Source organism: Streptomyces sp. IBSBF 2435 (assembly GCF_036815005.1).
Taxonomy (GTDB): Bacteria; Actinomycetota; Actinomycetes; order Streptomycetales; family Streptomycetaceae; genus Actinacidiphila.
This window is the reverse complement of the sequence record NZ_JAJSYW010000050.1, coordinates 1-20,641: the sequence shown is the minus strand read 5'-3', so window position 1 is coordinate 20,641 and position 20,641 is coordinate 1. Positions and strand designations below refer to the sequence as shown.

At 72.6% G+C, this 20,641-nt stretch carries 20 protein-coding genes; 3 read left to right on the top strand and 17 right to left on the bottom strand.

Going from position 1 to position 20,641, the window contains the following annotated elements; genetic code table 11:
* The first annotated feature begins 68 nt into the window (after positions 1 to 68).
* Positions 69 to 773: an exonuclease domain-containing protein gene (locus V7E46_RS12675; RefSeq protein ID WP_329173743.1), complete on the top strand. Its 705-nt coding sequence runs from the start codon at positions 69 to 71 to the stop codon at positions 771 to 773.
* 37 nt (positions 774 to 810) lie between these two features.
* Here the strand turns inward: V7E46_RS12675 and V7E46_RS12670 are convergent, their stop codons facing one another.
* Positions 811 to 1,674: an aminoglycoside phosphotransferase family protein gene (locus V7E46_RS12670; RefSeq protein ID WP_329173741.1), complete on the bottom strand. Its 864-nt coding sequence runs from the start codon at positions 1,672 to 1,674 to the stop codon at positions 811 to 813.
* A gap of 255 nt (positions 1,675 to 1,929) precedes the next feature.
* Here V7E46_RS12670 and V7E46_RS12665 point away from each other — a divergent pair, with 255 nt between their 5' ends.
* A complete protein-coding gene (locus V7E46_RS12665; RefSeq protein ID WP_329173739.1) occupies positions 1,930 to 2,196 on the top strand; it encodes an STAS domain-containing protein in 267 nt (88 codons plus the stop codon).
* Here the strand turns inward: V7E46_RS12665 and V7E46_RS12660 are convergent.
* From V7E46_RS12660 to V7E46_RS12585, 16 genes are all read right to left on the bottom strand, one after another.
* Positions 2,098 to 3,144, bottom strand: a complete 1,047-nt coding sequence (locus V7E46_RS12660; protein ID WP_333768499.1) for a sigma-70 family RNA polymerase sigma factor — start codon at positions 3,142 to 3,144, stop codon at positions 2,098 to 2,100. The two genes, V7E46_RS12665 and V7E46_RS12660, sit on opposite strands and share 99 nt — an antisense overlap.
* 80 nt (positions 3,145 to 3,224) lie before the next feature.
* Entirely contained in the window at positions 3,225 to 5,468 is a 2,244-nt protein-coding gene (locus V7E46_RS12655) for an MMPL family transporter (RefSeq protein WP_333768498.1), read from the bottom strand.
* Positions 5,469 to 5,724: 256 nt separating this feature from the next.
* On the bottom strand, positions 5,725 to 6,480 hold the full coding sequence (locus tag V7E46_RS12650; RefSeq protein WP_333768510.1) for a sirohydrochlorin chelatase: 756 nt from the start codon (positions 6,478 to 6,480) through the stop codon (positions 5,725 to 5,727).
* A gap of 14 nt (positions 6,481 to 6,494) precedes the next feature.
* A complete protein-coding gene (locus V7E46_RS12645; protein ID WP_333768497.1) occupies positions 6,495 to 7,460 on the bottom strand; it encodes an ABC transporter permease in 966 nt (321 codons plus the stop codon).
* Positions 7,447 to 8,250 carry an ABC transporter ATP-binding protein gene (locus V7E46_RS12640; RefSeq protein WP_329173731.1) on the bottom strand — a complete coding sequence of 268 codons (804 nt, stop codon included), beginning with the start codon at positions 8,248 to 8,250 and terminating at the stop codon, positions 7,447 to 7,449. Before V7E46_RS12640 ends, V7E46_RS12645 begins: the two co-directional genes overlap by 14 nt.
* A gap of 59 nt (positions 8,251 to 8,309) precedes the next feature.
* On the bottom strand, positions 8,310 to 9,437 hold the full coding sequence (locus V7E46_RS12635; protein ID WP_333768496.1) for an aliphatic sulfonate ABC transporter substrate-binding protein: 1,128 nt from the start codon (positions 9,435 to 9,437) through the stop codon (positions 8,310 to 8,312).
* A 256-nt stretch (positions 9,438 to 9,693) separates the two neighbouring features.
* Positions 9,694 to 11,046, bottom strand: a complete 1,353-nt coding sequence (locus tag V7E46_RS12630; protein ID WP_333768495.1) for a sulfate adenylyltransferase subunit 1 — start codon at positions 11,044 to 11,046, stop codon at positions 9,694 to 9,696.
* A 2-nt stretch (positions 11,047 to 11,048) separates the two neighbouring features.
* Entirely contained in the window at positions 11,049 to 11,984 is a 936-nt protein-coding gene (gene cysD / locus V7E46_RS12625) for a sulfate adenylyltransferase subunit CysD (protein WP_333768494.1), read from the bottom strand.
* Positions 11,981 to 12,520 (bottom strand): adenylyl-sulfate kinase, encoded by a 540-nt coding sequence (cysC, locus tag V7E46_RS12620; protein WP_329182300.1) that lies wholly within the window; start codon positions 12,518 to 12,520, stop codon positions 11,981 to 11,983. Before cysC ends, cysD begins: the two co-directional genes overlap by 4 nt.
* A gap of 26 nt (positions 12,521 to 12,546) precedes the next feature.
* Positions 12,547 to 13,251 carry a phosphoadenylyl-sulfate reductase gene (locus V7E46_RS12615; RefSeq protein WP_333768493.1) on the bottom strand — a complete coding sequence of 235 codons (705 nt, stop codon included), beginning with the start codon at positions 13,249 to 13,251 and terminating at the stop codon, positions 12,547 to 12,549.
* Positions 13,248 to 13,427 (bottom strand): hypothetical protein, encoded by a 180-nt coding sequence (locus tag V7E46_RS12610; RefSeq protein WP_333768492.1) that lies wholly within the window; start codon positions 13,425 to 13,427, stop codon positions 13,248 to 13,250. Before V7E46_RS12610 ends, V7E46_RS12615 begins: the two co-directional genes overlap by 4 nt.
* Positions 13,424 to 15,145, bottom strand: coding sequence for a nitrite/sulfite reductase (locus V7E46_RS12605; RefSeq protein ID WP_333768491.1), 1,722 nt, complete (start codon positions 15,143 to 15,145; stop codon positions 13,424 to 13,426). Before V7E46_RS12605 ends, V7E46_RS12610 begins: the two co-directional genes overlap by 4 nt.
* A gap of 159 nt (positions 15,146 to 15,304) precedes the next feature.
* On the bottom strand, positions 15,305 to 15,388 hold the full coding sequence (locus tag V7E46_RS12600; RefSeq protein WP_329182298.1) for a putative leader peptide: 84 nt from the start codon (positions 15,386 to 15,388) through the stop codon (positions 15,305 to 15,307).
* An 85-nt stretch (positions 15,389 to 15,473) separates the two neighbouring features.
* Positions 15,474 to 16,046, bottom strand: coding sequence for a GNAT family N-acetyltransferase (locus tag V7E46_RS12595; RefSeq protein WP_333768490.1), 573 nt, complete (start codon positions 16,044 to 16,046; stop codon positions 15,474 to 15,476).
* Between the two features lie 52 nt (positions 16,047 to 16,098).
* A complete protein-coding gene (locus tag V7E46_RS12590; protein WP_443054137.1) occupies positions 16,099 to 17,376 on the bottom strand; it encodes a GAF domain-containing protein in 1,278 nt (425 codons plus the stop codon).
* A 451-nt stretch (positions 17,377 to 17,827) separates the two neighbouring features.
* Positions 17,828 to 19,465, bottom strand: a complete 1,638-nt coding sequence (locus V7E46_RS12585) for an acyl-CoA dehydrogenase family protein (protein WP_333768489.1) — start codon at positions 19,463 to 19,465, stop codon at positions 17,828 to 17,830.
* A gap of 18 nt (positions 19,466 to 19,483) precedes the next feature.
* On the opposite strand from V7E46_RS12585, the gene V7E46_RS12580 reads away from it, so the two are divergent.
* Positions 19,484 to 20,641 (top strand): YihY/virulence factor BrkB family protein (locus V7E46_RS12580; protein WP_333768488.1); only part of this gene is annotated, 1,158 nt, incomplete at its 3' end.

The following is a 20,641-nucleotide window of genomic DNA, read 5'->3' as shown; positions in this document are numbered from 1 at the left end:
GTGTCAGTGGTGCGCGCGATGATGGCAGGGCACACGGGGGAACACGGGGTGTCGGAAGGGGACTCGCCATGGCATGGCACGAGGATCTGCTGGTCGGTTTCGATCTGGAGACCACGGGGACGGATCCGCGGCAGGCGCGGATCGTGACCGCCGCGATCACCGAGGTGAAGGACGGTCAGCCGGTACGGCACCGGACCTGGCTCGCCGATCCCGGAGTACCGATACCGGCCGAGACCACCGCCATCCACGGCGTCAGCACGGCCCGCGCTGCCGCCGAGGGCCGCCCGGCGCCCGAGGTGGTGGCCGAGATCGCCGACGCGGTGCGCGGCTACTGGGCGGCGCAGGTGCCGGTGGTCGTCTACAACGCGCCCTTCGATCTCAGCCTGCTGGACGCCGAGTTGCGCCGTTACGCGCTGCCGCCGCTGGTCGCCCCCGGCGGGCGCCCGGGCCCGGTGGTCGACCCGCTGGTCATCGACCGGGCGCTGGACAAGTACCGGCGCGGCAAGCGCACCCTGGAGGCGGCCTGCGCCGTCTACGGCGTGGTGCTCGACGGGGCCCACGACGCGGGCGCCGACGCGCTGGCCGCGGTCCGGGTGGCCCGCGCGCTCGCCGCCCGCTTCCCCGAGGCCGGCGACGCCGACCTGTGGGACCTGCACACCGCGCAGGGCGGCTGGTTCGCCGCGTGGGCGGAGGACTTCACCGCCTGGCTGCGCCGGCAGGACGCGGCAGCCGCGCCGATACGGCCGGACTGGCCGCTCCAGCGGGCCGCGTGACGGGCACGCAGGCGGGTCCGGGCGGTCCCCCGAGCGGTCAGAAGGAGTACCAGCGGACGGTGGTGTCGCCCGAGCGCAGCGATGCCACCCGGCGGCGGAATTCGCTGCGGGCGGCCGGGTTGGCCGCCGCCTGCTGGGCGACCCAGGCGCAGCCCGCCGTCTCCCGCGCCCCGCGCAGAACCTCGCAGCCCTCCCACGCGGCGACATCCCAGCCATAGGCGTCGGTGAAGGCCGTGTAGGCGGCCGACGGCACCCCGTAGCGGTCCCGGCTGAGGGTCTGGACGACGAGGTCGTGCTCGCGAAGGTCGGAGGAGAAGGTCTCCAGGTCCACCAGGACCGGACCGTCCGGGCCGATGTGCACATTGCGGGGGAGTGCGTCGCCGTGGATCGGGCCGCGCGGCAGATGCGGCACCAGGTCGGTGACCGCCTCGGCCAGCCGGTCCTTGCGGGTCCGCAGGAAGGCCGCGTCGGCCGGGTCGATCGCGTCGCCCGCCAGCCGCAGCCACCGCTCGACGCCGCCGAGCAGATCGCGCGGCGGCAGTCCGAAGTCCGGCTCCGGCAGGGCGTGCACCAGCCGCAGCAGCGGGGCGACGTCGGCGGGCTCGGCAGGCCGCAGCGACTCGGGCAGCCGCTGCCAGTAGGTGATCGGGTGGCCCTCGACCAGCCGCACCTCGGACTCGGCGGAGCGCACCGCGGGCACGTCGTGCTTGGCGAGCCAGTCGGCGGTGCGCACCTCGCGGCGGGCGCGGTCCAGCAGGTCGGCGCCGCGGCCGACCTTGATCACCAGCCGGCCGGCCGCGAAGACCGCGTTCTCCCCGAAGGAGAGCAGGTCGGCCGACGGGTGACCGGCGGCCTCCAGGACCGCCTGTGCCCGCTCCTGCGTGAACACCGCTTCCGCCATGCCCCCACCCCTCCGATGTCCGCCGGCCGGGGTCGGCAGCCCGCCGCCCTGCCGTCCCGCCTGCCCGCATATGCCGCTGTCATCGCCGTCGCGTGCGGACAACGGCAAGTGTCCCACTGGTGCGCCCCCGATTCGCGCCTGGCGTGCCGCCAACCCGTTCCGAATACGTACCCCGGTGAGCGATGACTTCGCACCGGCGGGGAGGTCGGTATCTGCGAAGCCCGATTCTCCCGCGGGCCGGGACAAGGAGGTCAGGTGGTCGCGTCTGCCCCCGGTCATGAGAACACCGCAGGTCAGGCCGGACGGACGGCGGTCAGCGTGGACGCGGCCGGGCTGCCCGCCACGACCGCGGCCCTCGGCGCACTGGCCCGGCTACGGCTCGCCGCCCGCCGGGCCGGATACCGGGTGCGGCTGTGCGGTGCGTCACCCGGACTGCGGGCGCTGGTCGAACTGGCCGGGCTCGGCCGGGAGTTCGAGTGGGAGCCCGAAGAGCGGGAAGAGCCGGAGCGGGTCGTGGAATGACGTCATCGTGCTGATCCGCACGCCCGAGGTCTCGATCACCTGCAGCGCGAACGCCCGGAAGCCGCCGCCGGGCGCCGGGCGGTACTGCGCGAAGCCCGGCAGTCCGCTGGCCGCGACCGGCACCATCCGCGAGCCCGCGCAGCCGGCGCCGACGGTCGCCATGAACGCGCGTATGTCGTCGTGGCCGCGCACCCACATCGGATACGGCGGCATGTTGAGCACCGCGTCCTCGTGCAGCAGGGTGGTCAGCGACTCCAGGTCGTACCGCTCGAAGGCGTCGACGTAGCGGGCCAGCAGCGCCTCCCGCTCCTCGTCGAGCGCGGTGTCGCGCGCCGCCGTGTCGGCGGACGCGCCGGCCTCCGCCAGCGTGGCCCTGGCCCGTTGCAGCGCGCTGTTCACCGACGGGACGGTGGTCTCCAGCAGCTCCGCGGTCTCGCTGGCCTTCCAGGCCAGTACCTCGCGCAGGATCAGCACCGCCCGCTGCCGCGGCGGCAGGTGCTGGAGCGCGGCGAGGAAGGCCAGCCGGACCGTCTCCCGGGCGACCACCACATCGGCCGGGTCGCCGGCCTCGGGCACCACCCGGCCGTCCGGTGCGGGCTCCACCCACATCCCCTCCGACGTCGGGTCCGGCAGCGCCGCGTCGGCGTGCGAGGCGGGCGACAGGTCCATCGGCCTGGCCCGGCGCCTGCCGGCGTTGAGGCTGTCCATGCACACGTTGGTGGCGATGCGGTACAGCCAGGACCGCAGCGAGGAGCGGCCCTCGAACCGGTCGGCGGCGCGCCAGGCGCGTACCAGCGTCTCCTGGACCGCGTCCTCCGCCTCGAAGGCCGAGCCGAGCATCCGGTAGCAGTAACCGGTCAGCTCGGTCCTGTGCCGCTCAAGGCCGCGCTCGACCTCCGCGGCGCCCGTCACCGCCGTCCCGCTCGCGCTGCTCTCCCGTACGGTCATGTCCTCCACCGTAGCCGCGGCCACTGACAGTGCCCCCGTACCGAACAGCACGGGGGCACAGCGCGGGGGAGAGGGCCGGGTCAGACGCGGTCGGGCAGCTGCTCGGCCGGGTGCGGCACGGCGGCCGGGGGCGGCGGCAGGGCCGACTCGTCGTGGGTGAGGTCGGGCAGCCGGTGCATCCAGCGCGGCAGGTACCAGTTCCGGTCGCCCAGCAGCGTCATCACCGCGGGCAGCAGCACCCCGCGGATCACGGTGGCGTCGATCAGCACCGCGAAGGCCAGGCCGACGCCCATCTGCTTCATGCTCTGCATCGACAGGGTGCCGAAGATCGCGAACACGGCGACCATGATCACGGCGGCGCTGGTGACGACGCCCGCGGTGGTGGTGATGCCGTGCTCGATGGCGCCCTTGGTGGCCAGGCCGCGCATCCTGGCCTCACGGATCCGGGAGACCACGAAGACGTGGTAGTCCATGCTCAGCCCGAACAGGATCACGAACAGGAACAGCGGCAGCCACGCCACCACCGCGCCGGTGCCGTGCGCCCCCACCAGCGAGGCGCCCCAGCCGTGCTGGAAGACCGCGGTGAGGATGCCGTAGGCGGCGCCCACCGACAGCAGGTTCAGCACGATCGAGGTCAGCGCGATGGTCAGCGACCGGAAGGACAGCAGCATGAGCAGGAAGGCGAAGACGGTCACGAAGGCGAAGACCGGCGGCACACTGCTGGTGATCTTGTGGGTGAAGTCCATCGACCCCGCCGTCTCACCGGTGACCGGCGCCTGGAGCCCCGGGACCTTGCCGAGCGTGTCGGGGCGTACGTGGTCGCGCAGCACGGTGACGTTCGCCTCGGCCTTGGCGCGGTCGCTGCCGCCCGCCAGCGGTACGTCGATCCTGGCGATGTTCTGCGCGCTGTGGACCGTGACGGCCACCGGGCCCTTGCTCGCGCCGGAGGAGACCGCCTCGGCGCGGAAGTCGGCGATGGCCTGCTTCACCGCGGGCGCGTTGATGTCGTCGGCCTTGACCACCACGTGGGCGGGGTCGGGGCCGCCGGGGAAGGCGGTGTTGATGTGGTCGTAGGTCTGGATGATCGGCAGCCCGCCACCCAGCTCCTGCTGCATGGACAGGTTCGCGGTCTTCATGCCGAACGCGGGCAGGGCCAGCGCCAGCAGCGCGCCGCCGGCGATGACGGTGGCGGCCTTGGGGTGGCGCAGCACGGGCCCCAGCACGGACCGCCAGAAGCGGCTGTTGCCGGGCGTCGCGGGACGGCCGCCGGCCTGCCGCCTGCGCCGGTTCAGGAACGGGATACGGCCCTTCTCGACCCGGTGGCCGAGCAGCGAGAGCAGCGCGGGCAGCACCGTGACGGAGCCGAACATCGCGATGGCGACCACGATCATCGTGGCCACACCCATGGCCTTGAAGTCGCCGATGCCGGTGAAGAGCATGCCCGCCATGGCCACGATCACGGTGATGCCGGAGATCAGGATCGCCCGGCCCGAGGTGGCGGCGGCGATCCGCAGCGCGGTGTCCGCGTCGTGCCCCGCGGCCCGCTCCTCGCGTTCGCGGCGCAGGTAGAACAGGCAGTAGTCGACGCCGACCGCGAGGCCCACCAGCAGCATCACCGAGTTGGCGGTGTCGCTCATCGGCACCAGGTGGCTGACCACCGCCACCACACCGCCCGCCGCGACGAAGGCCGTCATCGCCAGCGCCACCGGCAGCAGCGCCGCGACCAGCGCGCCGAACGCGATCAGCAGGATGCCCAGCGCCAGCGGCACCGCGGAGAACTCGGCGGTCTGGAAGTCGCTGCCGAAGGCGTCATTGAGCACCTTCTCTGAACTGGCGTCGCCGAACTCCTCGACCCGCAGGTCGGGATGCCGCGCCTGGACCTGCTCGACCTTGTCCATCACCGGGTCTATCCGGTCGGCCGCGGTCTTCTCGTCACCGAGCATGTCGAACCGCACCAGCGCGGAACGCCCGTCGGGGGAGATCGACTTCGTGTCGTACGGGGAGGTGACCGCGGTGACCTTCCCCGACTCCTCGACCGCGCTCATCACCTCGCCGACCACGGTACGGAAAGCCGGGTCGGTGGCGTGGCCCGCGCCCTTGGCCTGGACGAGCACCATCTCGCTCGCCGGCGGCTTGAGCCCCGCGTCGTCGTTGATCGTGGCGGCCTGGCTGACCTCGCCCGACATCGACTTGTCCTGGTCGACGTCGACCCGGCCGGCCGCCTGGCCGACGAATACCGCGAGGATGACGAAGAGCAGCCAGCCGCCCACCGCGGCCCACCGGTGCCGGGCGCTCCAGCTGCCCATCGATGCCGCGATTCCCATCCTGCTGCCGTGTGCGCGTGCGCGACTCACGGTGTCCCCCTTGTAAGGATCGTCTCGGGTGGCGGCGCCGGGCCGCTCCTTCCACAGACGACGTTAGGTGCGCCGGGACCACCGACCCATCCGGCCTGCTGGTGACTTCCCGGCGGGCCATCTCCCCCTCAGGGGTGGGGACAACCCCACCATCGCGCGGTGGGTGCCCCTTACACGCGAGACCGCGAAGGCCCAGGCCACACCCGGTGCGGGCGGCTTCGGCGGGTCAGGCGGACATCAGCTGCCGGGCGTCGGCCAGCAGCGCCCGGTCGTAGCGGCGCAGCAGCAGCTCGGCCACTTCCGGGGCCGCTCCCAGCACCGGCGCCAGCAGGTCCGCGCCCGCCTCCCGGGCGCCCCGGGCGATCCGGTCGGGCAGGAAACCGGGCGCGATCACGTACGGGGCCACGGCGATCCGCCGGACGCCCTCGGCGCGCAGCGCCCTGACCGCGTCCTCGGTGCGCGGCAGTGCCGCGGAGGCGAACGCGGGCCGCACCGCGTACCAGCCGCTGCGCCGCCACTCGCGCGCGACCGCCGCTATCGCCGCGCCGGCCTCCGGGTCGGAGGAGCCGGCCGAGGCGAGCACGACGCCGGTCGAGGAGCGGTCTGCGGGCCGCAGCCCGGCCTCGGACAGCCGGCGCTCCAGCGCGGCCGTCAGCAGGGGTGAGGGGCCGAGCACCTCGGCGGTGCGCAGCCACAGCGACGGCAGCCCCGCGGTGGACTCGCGCAGCACCGCGGGGATGTCGGTCTTGGCGTGGAAGGCCCGGGTCAGCAGCAGCGGCAGCGCCACCACGTCCCGTACGCCGTCGGCCGCCAGCCGGCCGACCGCCTGCGGCACCGAGGGCGCGGTGAAGTCCAGGAAGGCGGTGTCCACCCGCAGCCCCGGCCTGGCCGCCGCGACCCGCCGCGTCAGGGCGTGCACGGTCGCGGCGTGCCGCGGGTCGCGCGAGCCGTGCGCGATGACGAGCAGCGCCGGCGCGGGCAGGCCGGGGCGCACGGTCACTGGCTCTGCGCGGTCAGTCCGCGGGAGCGCAGCACCCAGCGCTCCAGCGGGCTGAAGATCACCTGGTCGATCGCGATACCGACGAAGAGGATCAGCAGGATGCCCAGGAACACGCCCGCCATGTCGGAGCCCTCCCGCATGTTCTCCAGGTAGCGGCCGAGCCCCACACCCAGGTCGGGCGAGGACGCGATCAGCTCGGCGGCCATCAGCGACCGCCAGGAGAAGGCCCAGCCCTGCTTCAGGCCCGCCACATAGCCTGGCAGTGCGGCGGGCAGCAGGATGAACCAGGCGCCGCGCAGCCCGGTCGCGCCGATGGTGCGGCCGGCCCGCAGATACAGCGGCGGCACCTGGTCGATGCCGGCCACCAGGCCGTTGGCGATGGACGGCACCGCGCCGAGCAGGATCACCGCGTACATCGTGGAATTGTTCAGGCCGAGCCAGATCACCGCGGCCGGCACCCAGGCGACCGACGGCAGCGACTGGAGGCCGGACAGGATCGGGCCGATCGCCGCCCGGATCAGCGGCACCCGGGCCACCACCAGGCCCAGCGGGGTGCCGATGACCAGCGCGGCCAGGAAGCCGAGCAGGCCGTGCGAGACGCTGGTCCAGATGATGGAGAACAGGTCGCCGGCATTCCACCGGTCCACCAGCTCCTGGCCGACCGCCGACGGGCTGGGCAGCTTGGTGCGGTCGGCGAGCTTGGCCCACACCGCGAGCTGCCACACCACCAGCACCAGCAGCACCGCCACGATCGGCGGCAGCACCTTCTTGACCAGGACCTGTCCCACCGGCGCCCGCTTGACGGTCACCGCGTCCAGCGCGTCGAGGCCCGCTTCGAGGCCCGACAGGTCGTGCCGGTCCCGGGCGGCGCCCGCCGCACGGGCCTTGCCGGGGGACGGGGCGTCGCCGGGGCCGCCGGGCGCGTCGGCGTCCTGTACGCCGGAGGTCTCAGTGCTGGCCATGACGGCGGATCTCCCCACGCAGTTCTTCGGTGATCTCTACGGACAGGTCCGCCACGGCCGCGTCCTCGATCCGGCGCGGCTGCGGTATGTCGATGGTCCACTCGCGGTTGATCCGGCCGGGCCGGGAGGACAGCAGCACGACCCGCTCGGCCAGCCGCACCGCCTCGCGCACGTTGTGCGTCACGAACAGCACCGACAGGTCGGTCTCCGACCAGATCCGGGTCAGCTCGTCGTGCAGGACGTCCCGGGTGATCGCGTCGAGCGCGGCGAACGGCTCGTCCATCAGGAGCAGCTGGCTGTCCTGGGCCAGCGCCCTGGCCAGCGCGACGCGCTGCCGCATACCGCCGGACAGCTCGTGCACCCGCTTGCCGTACGCCCCGCCGAGCCGCACCAGCGACAGCAGTTTCTCGGCCTCGGGGCGGCGCTCCTCACGCGGCACGCCGCGCAGCCGCAGCGCCAGTTCGATGTTCTTGCCCGCGGTCAGCCACGGGAAGAGGGCGTGCTCCTGGAACATCAGGGCCGGCCGGCCGCCGGGAGCGTCGATGCTCCCGGCGGACGGCTTGTCGAGCCCCGCGACCAGATTCAGCAGCGTCGACTTGCCGCAGCCCGAGGCGCCCAGGAGGCAGACGAACTCACCCGGCCGGACATCGAGCGTGATGTCGTCCAGCACGAGCTGCTGGGCGCCGGGCCTGCCGAACGCCTTCGACACATGGTCGAGCCTGGCCGCGTACGCGGCGCTTTCCGCGCCCTGCGCGGCGGCACTGGCGAGAGTGTCGGCCATGGATGTCACCTCCTGGGGGTTACTCGGGTCGACTGCTGGTCAAGGCTGCTGCTGTTGCCGCCGTGCGCTTACTGGGTGCCCAGACCCGCCGCGTCGACCGCCGGCTGCCCCTGCGCCTTCAGCACCTTGTTGAGCAGGGTCAGGTCGTAGATGCCGTCCAGCTTCGGCGCCTTGAGCAGGCCCGCGGACACCGCGTGCTCGGCCTCGGACTTGGCGGTCGCGGCCAGCGGGTCGTCCAGCACCTGGATGGACTTCCAGGCCGGGTCCAGGATGGCGGCGGGCAGCGCCTTCTGGGTCAGCCGCTCCAGCTCGGAGTTCGCGTCGGCCTTCGCCTTGTCGGAGTTGGCCTTGATCCACGCGTTGGTCTTCACGGAACCGCGCAGCACCGCCTCGACGACATCGGGGTGGGCGGACAGGAACTTCTGCGACACGATCACGTTGGTGATCACGAACTGGTTGTTCGGCCACAGCGTGTTCTCGTCGAGCAGCACCTTGGCACCCTCGCTGACCAGCTTCGAGGCGGTGGGCTCCGGCACCCACGCACCGTCGATGGAGCCGTTCTTGTACGCGTCGGGGGTGATCTTGTTGTCGGTGCGCACCACCGACACGTCGCCCTTGCCGCTCTGCGCGTCGACCTTCCAGCCCTGCGTCTTGATCCAGTTCAGCAGCGCCACGTCCTGCGTGTTGCCGAGCTGCGGGGTGGCGATCTTCTTGCCCTTGACATCGGCCAGGGTCTTGATCTTCTCCGGGTTGACCACCAGCTTCACGCCGCCCGAGGCGGAGCCCGAGATGATCTTCAGGCTGGTGCCGCCCGACTTGGTGTAGCCGTTGATCGAGGGGGAGGGGCCGATCCAGCCGATGTCTATCGCCCCGGCGTTCAGCGCCTCGATCTCGGCGGGTCCCGCGTTGAAGGTGGCTTCCTTGATCTTGGTGTCGCCCAGCTCCTGCTGGAAGAAGCCCTCCTTGAGCCCGACCAGAGCGGTGGCGTGGGTCAGGTTGGGGAAGTAGCCGATCTTCACCTCGTCGGCGGACAGCTTCGCGGCGGTCGCGGAACCGCTGGGCGCGGTGGTCGCCTTGGTGTCGTCGTCCGACTTCTTGTCGGACCCGTAGCTGCAGGCGGCGAGAGCGCCGAAGAGGAGCGGCAGGGCGGCAGCCACGGCGATAAGTCTGTACGCGGGACGGTGTTGCGCAGACACGGGTGTGTCCTCTCGTAAGGCCCGGCGTGTCGCGCGCTAGGGCGCGGCCGGAGTTTCGTCAGGTCTTCGAAGGCGGTGCATCGTGACGCGCGGAGCGCGACAGGGGCGTACGACGGCGGCCGCGGTCGTACCGCGGGCCGCCGGCTTCAGGGTCAGCGCACACATCGCGCCACCCCGCCCGTACCCGAGCCGAGCGAGCCGCTGCCGACGCGCCCGCCCTCCTTCGCGAATCCCGAAAAGGCTTCCTGAGCCATGATCAGAAGTCCCATCCCTCGTCCTCGGCCGCGCCGGCGGGCGCCGCCGGGGGTTCCGCGAACGCCTCGCCCGCCATGCCGGCCGTCAGCGTCGTGCCGTCCGCGGGGTCGATCAGCAGAAAAGCGCCGGTGAGCCGCGCCTCCGCGTAGGTGTCGATCGGCAGCGGCTCTGCGGTGCGCAGCTGCACCGCGCCGATGTCGTTGACCTCCAGCGCCACCGGGTCGTTCTCGTGCGCCAGGCCGTGCGACAGGTCGATCCGGTACGGCAGCGCCTTGACGATCGCCTTCACCGTCCGGGTGGCGTGCTTGAGCAGCACCCGCTCGCCGATCCGCAGCGGCCGCTCGTGCAGATGGCACACCGTGGCCCGTACGTCCTGCGTCACCGGGGGCAGCGAACCCGACGGCGCGATCAGGTCGCCGCGCGAGACGTCCAGGTCGTCGGTCAGCCGCACGGTGACCGACTGCGGCGCCCACGCGGTGTCCACGCTCCGGCCCAGCGCGTCGATGCCGGAGATGGTGGTGGTACGCCCCGAGGGCAGTACGGTCACCGCTTCGCCGACCCGCAGCAGGCCGGACGCGATCTGGCCGGCGTAGCCGCGGTAGTCGGGGTGCTCCGCGGTCTGCGGCCTGATCACGTACTGCACGGGGAAGCGCGCGGGGCAGTCGGTCAGGTCGTGGCTGACCGGGACCGTCTCCAGGTGTTCGAGCACCGTCGGGCCGCCGTACCAGTCCATGTTCGCCGACGGCTCCACCACGTTGTCGCCGGTCAGCGCGGAGATCGGGATCGCGGTGATCTCCGGGACGCCGAGCGAGGCCGCGTAGGCGGTGAACTCCTCGGCGATGGCGGCGAAGACCGGCTCGGCGTACTCCACCAGGTCCATCTTGTTGACCGCCAGCACCACGTGCGGCACCCGCAGCAGCGCCGCGACCGCGGCATGCCTGCGGGTCTGCTCGACCACGCCGTTGCGGGCGTCCACCAGCACCACCGCAAGCTCCGCGGTCGAGGCGCCCGTCACCATGTTCCGCGTGTACTGCACATGGCCGGGCGTGTCGGCCAGGATGAACCGGCGCCGCGCGGTGGCGAAGTAACGGTACGCCACATCGATGGTGATGCCCTGCTCCCGCTCGGCCCGCAGGCCGTCGGTGAGCAGCGCGAGGTCGGGCGTCTCCTGGCCGCGGCCCAGCGACACCCGCTCGACCGCCTCCAGCTGGTCGCTGAGCACCGACTTGGAGTCGTGCAGCAGCCGGCCCACCAGGGTGGACTTGCCGTCGTCCACGGAACCGGCGGTGGCGAACCGCAGCAGAGTGGTCGCCGACAGCTGTTCTGCGGTCAGCGGGCTCGTGGTGCTGGTCATGGTTAGAAGTACCCCTCGCGCTTGCGGTCCTCCATGGCCGCCTCCGACATCTTGTCGTCGGCGCGGGTGGCACCCCGTTCGGTCAGCCGGGACGCGGCGATCTCGGTGATGACCGCGTCCAGCGTGGTCGCGGCGGAATCGACCGCGCCGGTGCAGGACATGTCGCCGACCGTGCGGTAGCGCACCATCCGGGTCTGCACCGGCTCACCGGCCTTGGGGCCGCCCCACTCGCCCGCGGTCAGCCACATACCGCCGCGGTTGAAGACCTCACGCTCGTGCGCGAAGTAGATCTCCGGCAGCTCGATCGCCTCCCGGGCGATGTACTGCCACACGTCCAGCTCGGTCCAGTTGGACAGCGGGAAGACCCGGACGTGCTCGCCGGGCGCGTGCCGGCCGTTGTAGAGCTGCCACAGCTCGGGGCGCTGCCGGCGCGGGTCCCACTGGGAGAACTCGTCGCGCAGCGAGAAGACCCGCTCCTTGGCCCTGGCCTTCTCCTCGTCGCGCCGCCCGCCGCCGAAGACCGCGTCGAAGCGGTGCGAGGAGATCGCCTCGGTCAGCGGCACGGTCTGGAGCGGATTGCGCAGCCCGTCGGGCCGCTCGCGCAGCCGCCCGTCGTCGATGTAGTCCTGCACCTTGGCGACATGCAGCCGCAGCCCGTGCTCGGCGACCGTACGGTCGCGCAGGTCCAGCACCTCGGGGAAGTTGTGCCCGGTGTCCACGTGCAGCAGCGAGAACGGCACCGCCGCCGGCGCGAACGCCTTGAGCGCCAGGTGCAGCATGACGATCGAGTCCTTGCCGCCGGAGAAGAGGACCACCGGCCGCTCGAACTCGCCCGCCACCTCGCGGAAGATGTGCACCGCCTCGGACTCCAGCGCGTCCAGGTGCGTCAGCGCGTACGGGCTGTCCTGCTGTGCGGCGTGCGTGACGGTCGCGGTCATATCGTCAGGCCCCTCTCGGTCAGCAGCGCGTGCACCGCTGCGGCGGACTGTTCCACCGTGCTGCCCTGCGTCTCGATCCGCAGATCGGGACTGTCCGGGACCTCGTACGGGTCGTCCACCCCGGTCAGACCGGTCAGTTCACCGGCCGCCTGCCGGGCGTACAGGCCTTTCACGTCGCGCACCGAGCACACGTCGACCGGAGTGGCCACGTGGACCTCCACATAACCGGTGCCGTGCGCCTGGTGGCGCTTGCGCACCGCCTCGCGGCTGTCGGTGTACGGCGCGATGACCGGCACCAGCACCAGCACCCCGTGGGAGGCCAGCAGTTCGGCGACGAAGCCGATCCGCTGCACATTGGTGTGCCGGTCCTCGCGGGTGAATCCCAGGCCCGCGGACAGGAATTCGCGGATCTCGTCGCCGTCCAGCACCTCGACCCGGCGGCCCGCCGCCCGCAGCGTGTCCGCCAGCGCCAGGGCGATGGTGGTCTTGCCCGCGCTCGGCAGCCCGGTGAGCCATACGGTGGCGCCGGCGGTCATCGGGGTCTCCTGCTCCTGGGGTGCCGTCACTGGTGGATACCGCACTCGGTCTTGCCGAGCCCCGCCCAGCGGCCGGCGCGGGCGTCCTCGCCCTCCAGCACCCGGCGGGTGCAGGGCGCGCAGCCGACGGAGGCGTAACCGTCCGTCAGCAGCGGGTTGGTGAGCACACCGTGCTCGGCGACGTAGGCCTCCACGTCCGCCTGCGTCCAGCGGGCGATCGGGGCGATCTTGACCTTCTGCCGCCTGGCGTCCCAGCTGACGACCGGGGTGTTCGCGCGGGTCGGCGACTCGTCCCTGCGCAGTCCCGTCGCCCAGGCGTCGTAGCCGGACAGGCCCTCTTCGAGCGGGGCGACCTTGCGCAGCGCGCAGCACCGGTCGGGGTCGCGGTCGTGCAGCTTCGGCCCGTACTGCGCGTCCTGCTCGGCGACGCTCTGCCGCGGGGTGAGGGTGATGACGTTGACGTCCATCACCGCCGCGACCGCGTCCCGGGTGCCGATGGTCTCCGGGAAGTGGTAGCCGGTGTCCAGGAAGACCACGTCCACCCCGGGCAGCGTGCGCGAGGCGAGGTGCGCCACGACGGCGTCCTCCATCGAGGACGTCACGCACCAGCGCGGCCCGAAGGTGCCGGCGGCCCAGCGCAGGATGTCGAGCGCGGACGCCTCCTCCAGGTCGCGGCCCGCCTCCTGCGCCAGCTGTTCCAGATCCTGGGTCGTATACGGTGCGGTGGTCACGAAGCGCCTCCCTGCGGAGAGTCGGCGGCCGGCCTCCTGGCCAGCAGCCCGAGGAACTTCAACTGGAATGCCCGGTTGCACGCCCGGCATTCCCAGGCGCCATGGCCTTCTTCGGACGGACGCAGATCCTCGTCCCCGCAGTAGGGGCAGTGGAACGGGGCGGCTCGCTCGGTCATGACAGCGCCTCCTCCGAGGCCCGCGCCGCCCACTGGGCGAACCGCTCGCCGTCGGTGCGCTCGGCCTGGAAGCGGGTGAGCACCCGCTCGACGTAGTCGGGGAGTTCGGCCGCGGTGACCTTCAGGCCGCGCACCTTGCGGCCGAAGCCGGGCTCAAGGCCGAGGCTGCCGCCCAGGTGCACCTGGAAGCCCTCGGTCTGCTCGCCGTCGGGGCCGGTGACCAGCTGGCCCTTGAGGCCGATGTCGGCGGTCTGGATCCGGGCGCAGGAATTCGGGCAGCCGTTGACGTTGATACCGATCGGCTCGTCGAAGTCCGGGAGCCTGCGCTCCAGTTCGTCGATCAGGGACGCGCCGCGCGCCTTGGTCTCGACGATCGCGAGCTTGCAGAACTCGATGCCGGTGCAGGCCATCGTGCCGCGCCGGAAGGGCGAGGGGCGGACCTGGAGGTCGAGCGATTCCAGGCCGGCCACCAGCGATTCGATCCTGGACTCCTCGACGTCCAGCACCAGCATCTTCTGGTCGGTGGTGGTACGCAGCCGGTCGGAGCCGTGGTCCGCGGCCAGTTCGGAGATCTTCGTCAGGGTGGCGCCGTCGATCCGGCCGACCCGGGGGGCGAAGCCGACGTAGTAGCGGCCGTCCTTCTGCAGGTGCACCCCGACGTGGTCGCGCCACTGCTGCCGCGGCAGTTCGGGGGCCGGGCCGTCGATCAGCTCCCGCTTGAGGTACTCGTCCTGGAGCACCTGGCGGAACTTCTCCACACCCCAGTCGGCCAGCAGGAACTTCAGCCGGGCGCGCGAGCGCAGCCGCCGGTAGCCGTAGTCGCGGAAGATCCCCACCACGCCGGCCCACACGTCCGGCACCTCGGCCAGCGGCACCCAGGCGCCGAGCCGTTCGCCCAGCCGCGGGTTGGTGGACAGCGCGCCGCCGACCCACAGGTCGAAGCCGGGTCCGTGCTCGGGGTGCCGCACACCGACGAAGGCGATGTCGTTGATCTCGTGCACCACGTCGAGCAGGGGCGAGCCGGAGACCGCTGTCTTGAACTTGCGCGGCAGGTTGGAGAATTCCCTGCTGCCGATGTAGCGGCTCTTGATCTCGTCGACCGCCGGGGTGCCGTCGATGATCTCGTCGGCGGCGATACCGGCCACCGGGGAGCCGAGGATCGTCCGCGGGGTGTCGCCGCAGGCCTCGGTGGTGGACAGGCCCACCGACTCCAGGCGGCGCCAGATCTCCGGAACGTCCTCGATACGGATCCAGTGGTACTGCACGTTCTGCCGGTCGGTGATGTCCGCGGTGCCGCGGGCGAACTCCTGCGAGATCTCGCCGATCACCCGCAGCTGCGCCACCGTGAGCCGGCCGCCGTCGATCCTGACCCGCATCATGAAGTAGCGGTCGTCCAGCTCCTCGGGCTCCAGGATCGCGGTCCGGCCGCCGTCGATGCCGGGGCGGCGCTGGGTGTACAGCCCCCACCAGCGCATCCGGCCGCGCAGGTCGGCGCCGTCGATGGAGTCGAAGCCCGCTTTGGAGTAGATCGTCTCAATGCGCGTCCGGACGTTGAGACCGTCGTCGTCCTTCTTCGTCTGCTCGTTGGCATTGAGCGGCGTGAAGTGGCCCTTGGCCCACTGGCCTTCACCGCGGTGCCGGCTCGTCTTGCGACGGGCGGGCGCGGACCTGGGCGTACCCCCGGCCGGCTGCTGGGGGGTCTCGGGGCTGGATGCCATGGCGATGCGTCCTTCTGACAGGCTCGAATACGGTCGTTGACGGCGTGGAAGTACCCTGTGGCCTGGGGAAACGCAGAGTGGCGGTGCACGCGCGGCGGACGGCGGGGGACTCCCGTGCATCCACGACGACGGGGATGGCGGAGCGGTGCGGCTGTGCGGTCAGCCCGTCGGACAGATGGCGCTGGACACGCGGCAGAAGTCGACGTGCGGCCGACCTACCAAGGCGATTCCAGTGCGTGACATGACGAAAGCGTGGCACGCAGGTCTCGGGCGAGTCCACCGCTATCCAGCATGTGGACCAAAGTATCTCGCAATGCGAGACTTTGTGTCATGCGTCACTCCTGCCACCCAGCGGGCGCCGCGGGCGCACCGCGGGCACCGCCGTCACCGTGTCGTACACCCGGAACCCGCGCCGCCGGTAGTTGTCCAGCGCGTACGGCCCGTCCAGCGAGCAGGTGTGCACCCACACCCGCCGGGTCGCCGGCCGCTCCGGCCACCGATCGCCCAGGTCCCAGGCCCGCGCGGTGCCGTACGACAGCAGATGGCCGCCGATGCCCCGGCCGCGGAAGTCGGGCAGCAGCCCGAAGTACCCGATCTCCACCACGCCCTCGTCCTGCCCGGCCAGCTCCACGTAACCGGCCGGGGTGCCGTGCTCGTACGCCACCCACAGCTCGGTGCCCGGCCGCTCCAGCAGCGCCCGCCACCGCTCCGGCGGCCACGGCAGCCGGTCGAACCACGAGCAGTCCGCGCCCACCGCGGTGTAGAGGAAGCGCCCGAAGTCCGGTGAGGGGACTTCGGCCCGCACGATCCGGACACCGGAATCGGCCGCGGGCACGGCTGCGGGGCGCAGCTCTCCCTGCGCGGTCAGTTCGAGGGACCAGGTGGTCACGGCGGTGCTCATGGCGCCAAGGGTAAGCGGACGCCCGCACGCCGCCGTGGCCGGATCCCGCCGCTCAGCCGGGGGCGCGGCTCGCCAGCACCGCGGGCGCCGCCGAGTGCGGCAGCAGGTCCCGCGGGCAGCGCGGCCGCAGCAGCTCGACCTCGACCGCCTCGGCGAAACGGTAGGGCCGGTGGGCGAGCACCCCGGCCAGATTCCTGCGCAGCCGGGACATCTCCGCCCGTACGGTCACGGTACGGCTCGGGTCGCCGAACAGGTCGTCCGCCAGCTCGGCCGCCGTCCTGCCCGCCCGGCGCAGCGCCAGCACGTACAGCAGCTCCGCGTGCCGCGGGGTGAGCCGCTGCGACCAGCTGCCGGCCGGCCCCGCCACGGTGACCGTCCAGCCGTCCGGGCGGCTCACATCGACCACCACCCGGCTCGCCGCGGGCGGCTCCCGGCCGCCCACCCGGATCAGCCAGCCGCCCGGCAGCGGCTCGATCCGGCACAACCCCAGCGACGGCAGCCACATCTGCCCGGCCGCCACCGCGGCGGGCAGCGCGATCCGCCCGGCCGGCGCCAGCCCGGTCGCCGCCGCGGTCCAGCCGCGCCGGTCCACCACCAGCGCCTGGCCGCCGATCGCGGCCAGCAGCGGCGCCGCGACCGACCGCAGCCGCTCGACCGCGGCCCAGTGCCGCGAGCGCAGCTCGCCCTCCGCGACCCGGGCCACCGCCGACACCAGCGGCAGCACCGCCGGGTGCACCGTCGCGGCCGGGCCGCTGACGTCCACCACGCCCAGCAGCCGCCCGTCCCGCGGGTCGTGCAGCGGCGAGGCGGCACACGTCCAGCCGTGGTGCGACCGTACGAAGTGCTCGGCCGAATGCACCTGGAGCGGCGTACCGGTGATCAGCGCGGTCCCGATGGCGTTGGTGCCGACCGTCTCCTCCGACCAGGAGGCGCCCTCCGCGAAGCCGAGCCGGTCCGCGCTCCTGCGTACGGCGGGACTGCCGTCCCGCCACAGCACCCGGCCCTCGGCGTCGGTCACCACCATGATGTGCCAGGCCGCGTCCGCGACGGAGACCAGGCCCTCGCGCAGCACCGGCAGCATGTCCGCCAGCGGGGTGCTGTGCCGGCGGTGCTCGATCTCGTCGGTGCCGAGCAGGCTGGTACGCGGGCCGACGTCCGGGTCCACCCCGTGGCCCAGCGTGCGCTCCCAGGACGCGCCGATCACCGCGCGTGGTGCTTGCGGCGGCACGTCACCGGCGAGGGTGGCCGCCCGTACGGAGGCGAGCAGGTGCGGGGAGGGGTGGACGCCGGCCCTGTCCGCCCGCGTGAAGCCGATGGGAAGGTGTGGCACGACGCCTCCGTTCTGCCGTCCCTGTCAATGGTGCATGGGCGCGCACCTGGGCACCGGGCTTTCGACCAACCGGTTCCCCCGGGGGCGGCCCCGGGACGCCGGGCTCCGTGCGGGCGGTTCGCCGGGTGCGGACCCGGGAGCCGGGGTTCGTGCAACCGGCTGCAACGGTTGCGCCGGGGCGTGCGGCGGGCGCACTGTGACGCTGCGTCACGAGTGGGGGTGGTGCCGAGTCGGCGCGGCACCACCCCCCTGCGGGGGCTCGCCGAACCCCCGACCCGCGCCGCACGCGCGGGTGAATTGCCACCGCGACCGGCGACCCCGCAGGGCGCGGGGAACCGCGCGGCCAGCCGGGACGCACCGCGCGTGCGAGGGCCGCCGCAAGCGGCACCCCCTGAACGCCGCGACGCAGGCGCGTGCGGGAGGTCACCGCAAGGGGCCGATAACCCGGGGGCTAAGACGCAGCCGGGGACGCACGGGTGAGGAGGGGGGCGAGGTCGAGGCCGGCCGGCAACGTGCCGAACGTCGAACCCCAGTCCCCCCCGAGGCGCGAAGCGCAGTACGCGTCGGCGACCTCCCCCGGTGCGAACCGGACCAGCAGCGAACCCTGGAGCACCATCGCCATGCGCTCGACGACCCGGCGGGCCCGCGCCTCGACACCCTCCAGGTCGCCGAGTTCGGTGAGCAGGTCCTTCACGGCCGCGTCGAGCCGGTGATCGGCCCCCCGCGCCAACCCCACCTCGGAGAGGAACGCCTCGACCGCGAGCGGCTCGCGTTGCAGCACCCGCAGCACATCGAGCGCCTGCACGTTGCCCGAGCCCTCCCACACCGAATTCAGCGGGGACTCCCGGAAGATCCTCGGCATCCCGGACTCCTCGACGTAGCCGTTGCCGCCCAGGCACTCCAGCGCCTCCGCGGCGACGACCGGGCACCGCTTGGTGACCCAGAATTTGGTGACGGCCACCGCGAGCCGCCGGAAGTGCCGTTCGCGCTCCGTACCGGTGTCGTAGGCGGCGGCCAGCCGCAGCGCGGTCGTGGTGGCGGCCTCGGACTCCAGCGCCAGGTCCGCCAGGACGTTGCGCATCAGCGGCTTGTCGATCAGCGGCCCGCCGAACGCGCCGCGGTGCGTGGCGTGGTGCACGGCCTGCGCGACCGCCTGCCGCATGAGCGCGGCCGAACCGAGCGCGCAGTCCAGCCGGGTGGCGGCCACCATCTCGATGATGGTGGCGACCCCGCGGCCCTCCTCGCCGACCCGGCGCGCCCAGGTGCCGCCGAACTCGACCTCGGAGGAGGCGTTGGAGCGGTTGCCGAGCTTGTCCTTGAGCCGCTGGATCGCGAAGACGTTGCGCGTGCCGTCCGGCAGCACCCGCGGCAGCAGGAAGCAGGTCAGCCCGGCGGGCGCCTGCGCCAGCACCAGGAAGCCGTCCGACATCGGCGCCGAGCAGAACCACTTGTGCCCGGTGAGCGCGTAGGCGCCGTCCTCGGCCAGCGGTTCCGCCCTGGTGGTGTTGGCGCGCACGTCGGAGCCGCCCTGCTTCTCCGTCATCCCCATGCCGAACAGCGCGCCGGGCTTCTCCTCGGCCGGCACCAGCCGCGGGTCGTAGACGCGCGAGCCGAGCCGCGGCTCCCACTCGGCGGCCAGCACGGGGTCGGTCCGCAGCGCGGGCACCGCCGCGTGCGTCATGGACACCGGACAGCCGTGCCCGGCCTCCACCTGCGACCAGACCAGGAAGCCGGCCGCCCGCCGCAGATGCCCGTCGGGCCGCGACCAGGCGTCGGTCAGGCCCGCGGTCACCGCGTGCCCGAGCAGCCGGTGCCAGGCCGGATGGAAGTCGACCTCGTCGATGCGGCGGCCGTAGCGGTCGTGGGTGCGCAGCACGGGGGAGTACGTGTTCGCCTCCTCGCCCCACTGCTGCGCCTGCGCGGAACCCGCCGCGAGCCCGAGCCGGGACAGCTCTTCACTGATCTCCGGCAGCCGGGCCGCGTCCGCGTGGCGCGCGACGGCCTCGGTGAGGGCGGTGTCGGTGCTGTACACGTCATGGCCGACCAGGGGCGGGACCTGGTTCGTCACCGTGTGAGTGGGGGCAGTCATGCCAGCTAACGTAAAGGGGTGCAAGCAGCAGAAGAAAGAAGCCATCGGCGGCCGAACCGCTGGCGTCGGGCCCGGGTGCTGTACCGGAACCTCTCCAAGCGCAAGGTCGGCTGGCTCCTTCTCAAGGACACGGTCAACTCGTGCATGGAATACCGGGTCACCGGACTCGCGGCCGAGGCGGCCTTCTTCGTGCTGCTGTCCCTGCCGCCGCTGCTGCTCGGCCTGGTGGGCGCGCTCGGTTATGTCGACACGGTCGTCGGCCTGGACACCATCGACCACATCCGGCACAACATCCTCAGCGCGTCCTCGACCGTGCTGTCCGACAAGGGTGTCAACGAACTCGTCAAACCCCTGGTGGACGACGTCTTCCACGGACGGCGTCCGGACCTGATATCCCTGGGCTTCCTGATCGCCCTGTGGTCCGGCTCCCGCGCGGTGAACGTCTTCGTCGACACCATCACCATCATGTACGGCCTGGAAGGCCGCCGCGGCATCGTGCAGACCCGGCTGATGTCACTGGTCCTCTACGTCGTCGCGCTGGTCCTCGGCGCCGCGGTGCTGCCGCTGATCGTGGTCGGCCCGAACGCGGTCAACGAGCTGGTGCCCGGCACGTCGAGCACCGTGCACGTGCTGTACTGGCCGATCGTGCTGCTGGCCTCGGTCGCCTTCCTGACCACGCTCTACCACGTGTCCGTACCCGTACGGTCGCCCTGGTACGAGGATGTGCCCGGCGCGCTCGTCGCGCTGCTGATGTGGGTACTGGGCAGCTTCATCCTGCGGATCTACCTCACGCACGCGGTGGAGGGCCCGACGATCTACGGGTCGCTGGCGGCGCCGGTGGCCGTCCTGCTGTGGATCGGGGTGTCCGCCTTCGCCGTGCTGGTCGGCGCGGCGGTCAACGCGGCCGTCGACCGTATCTGGCCGTCGCTGGCCACCGCCGCCGCCCGGGAGGAGAACGACCGGCGCAAGGTGGCCGCCGCCGCGGAGGTGGTCGCGCGGGCCGAGGCGCGGCGGGCCCGGCAGGCCGCCGCGGCCGACGAGGACGACGACCCGCCGGCCGAATACCCCGAGCGCTGGGTGGACGTCCTGCCGCACGGCGACGTCCGCTCCCGGCTGCGCTCCCGCCGCCCGAAGCCGGCGCCGCCCGCCCCCCTTATTAGCGGGGCCCAAACCCAA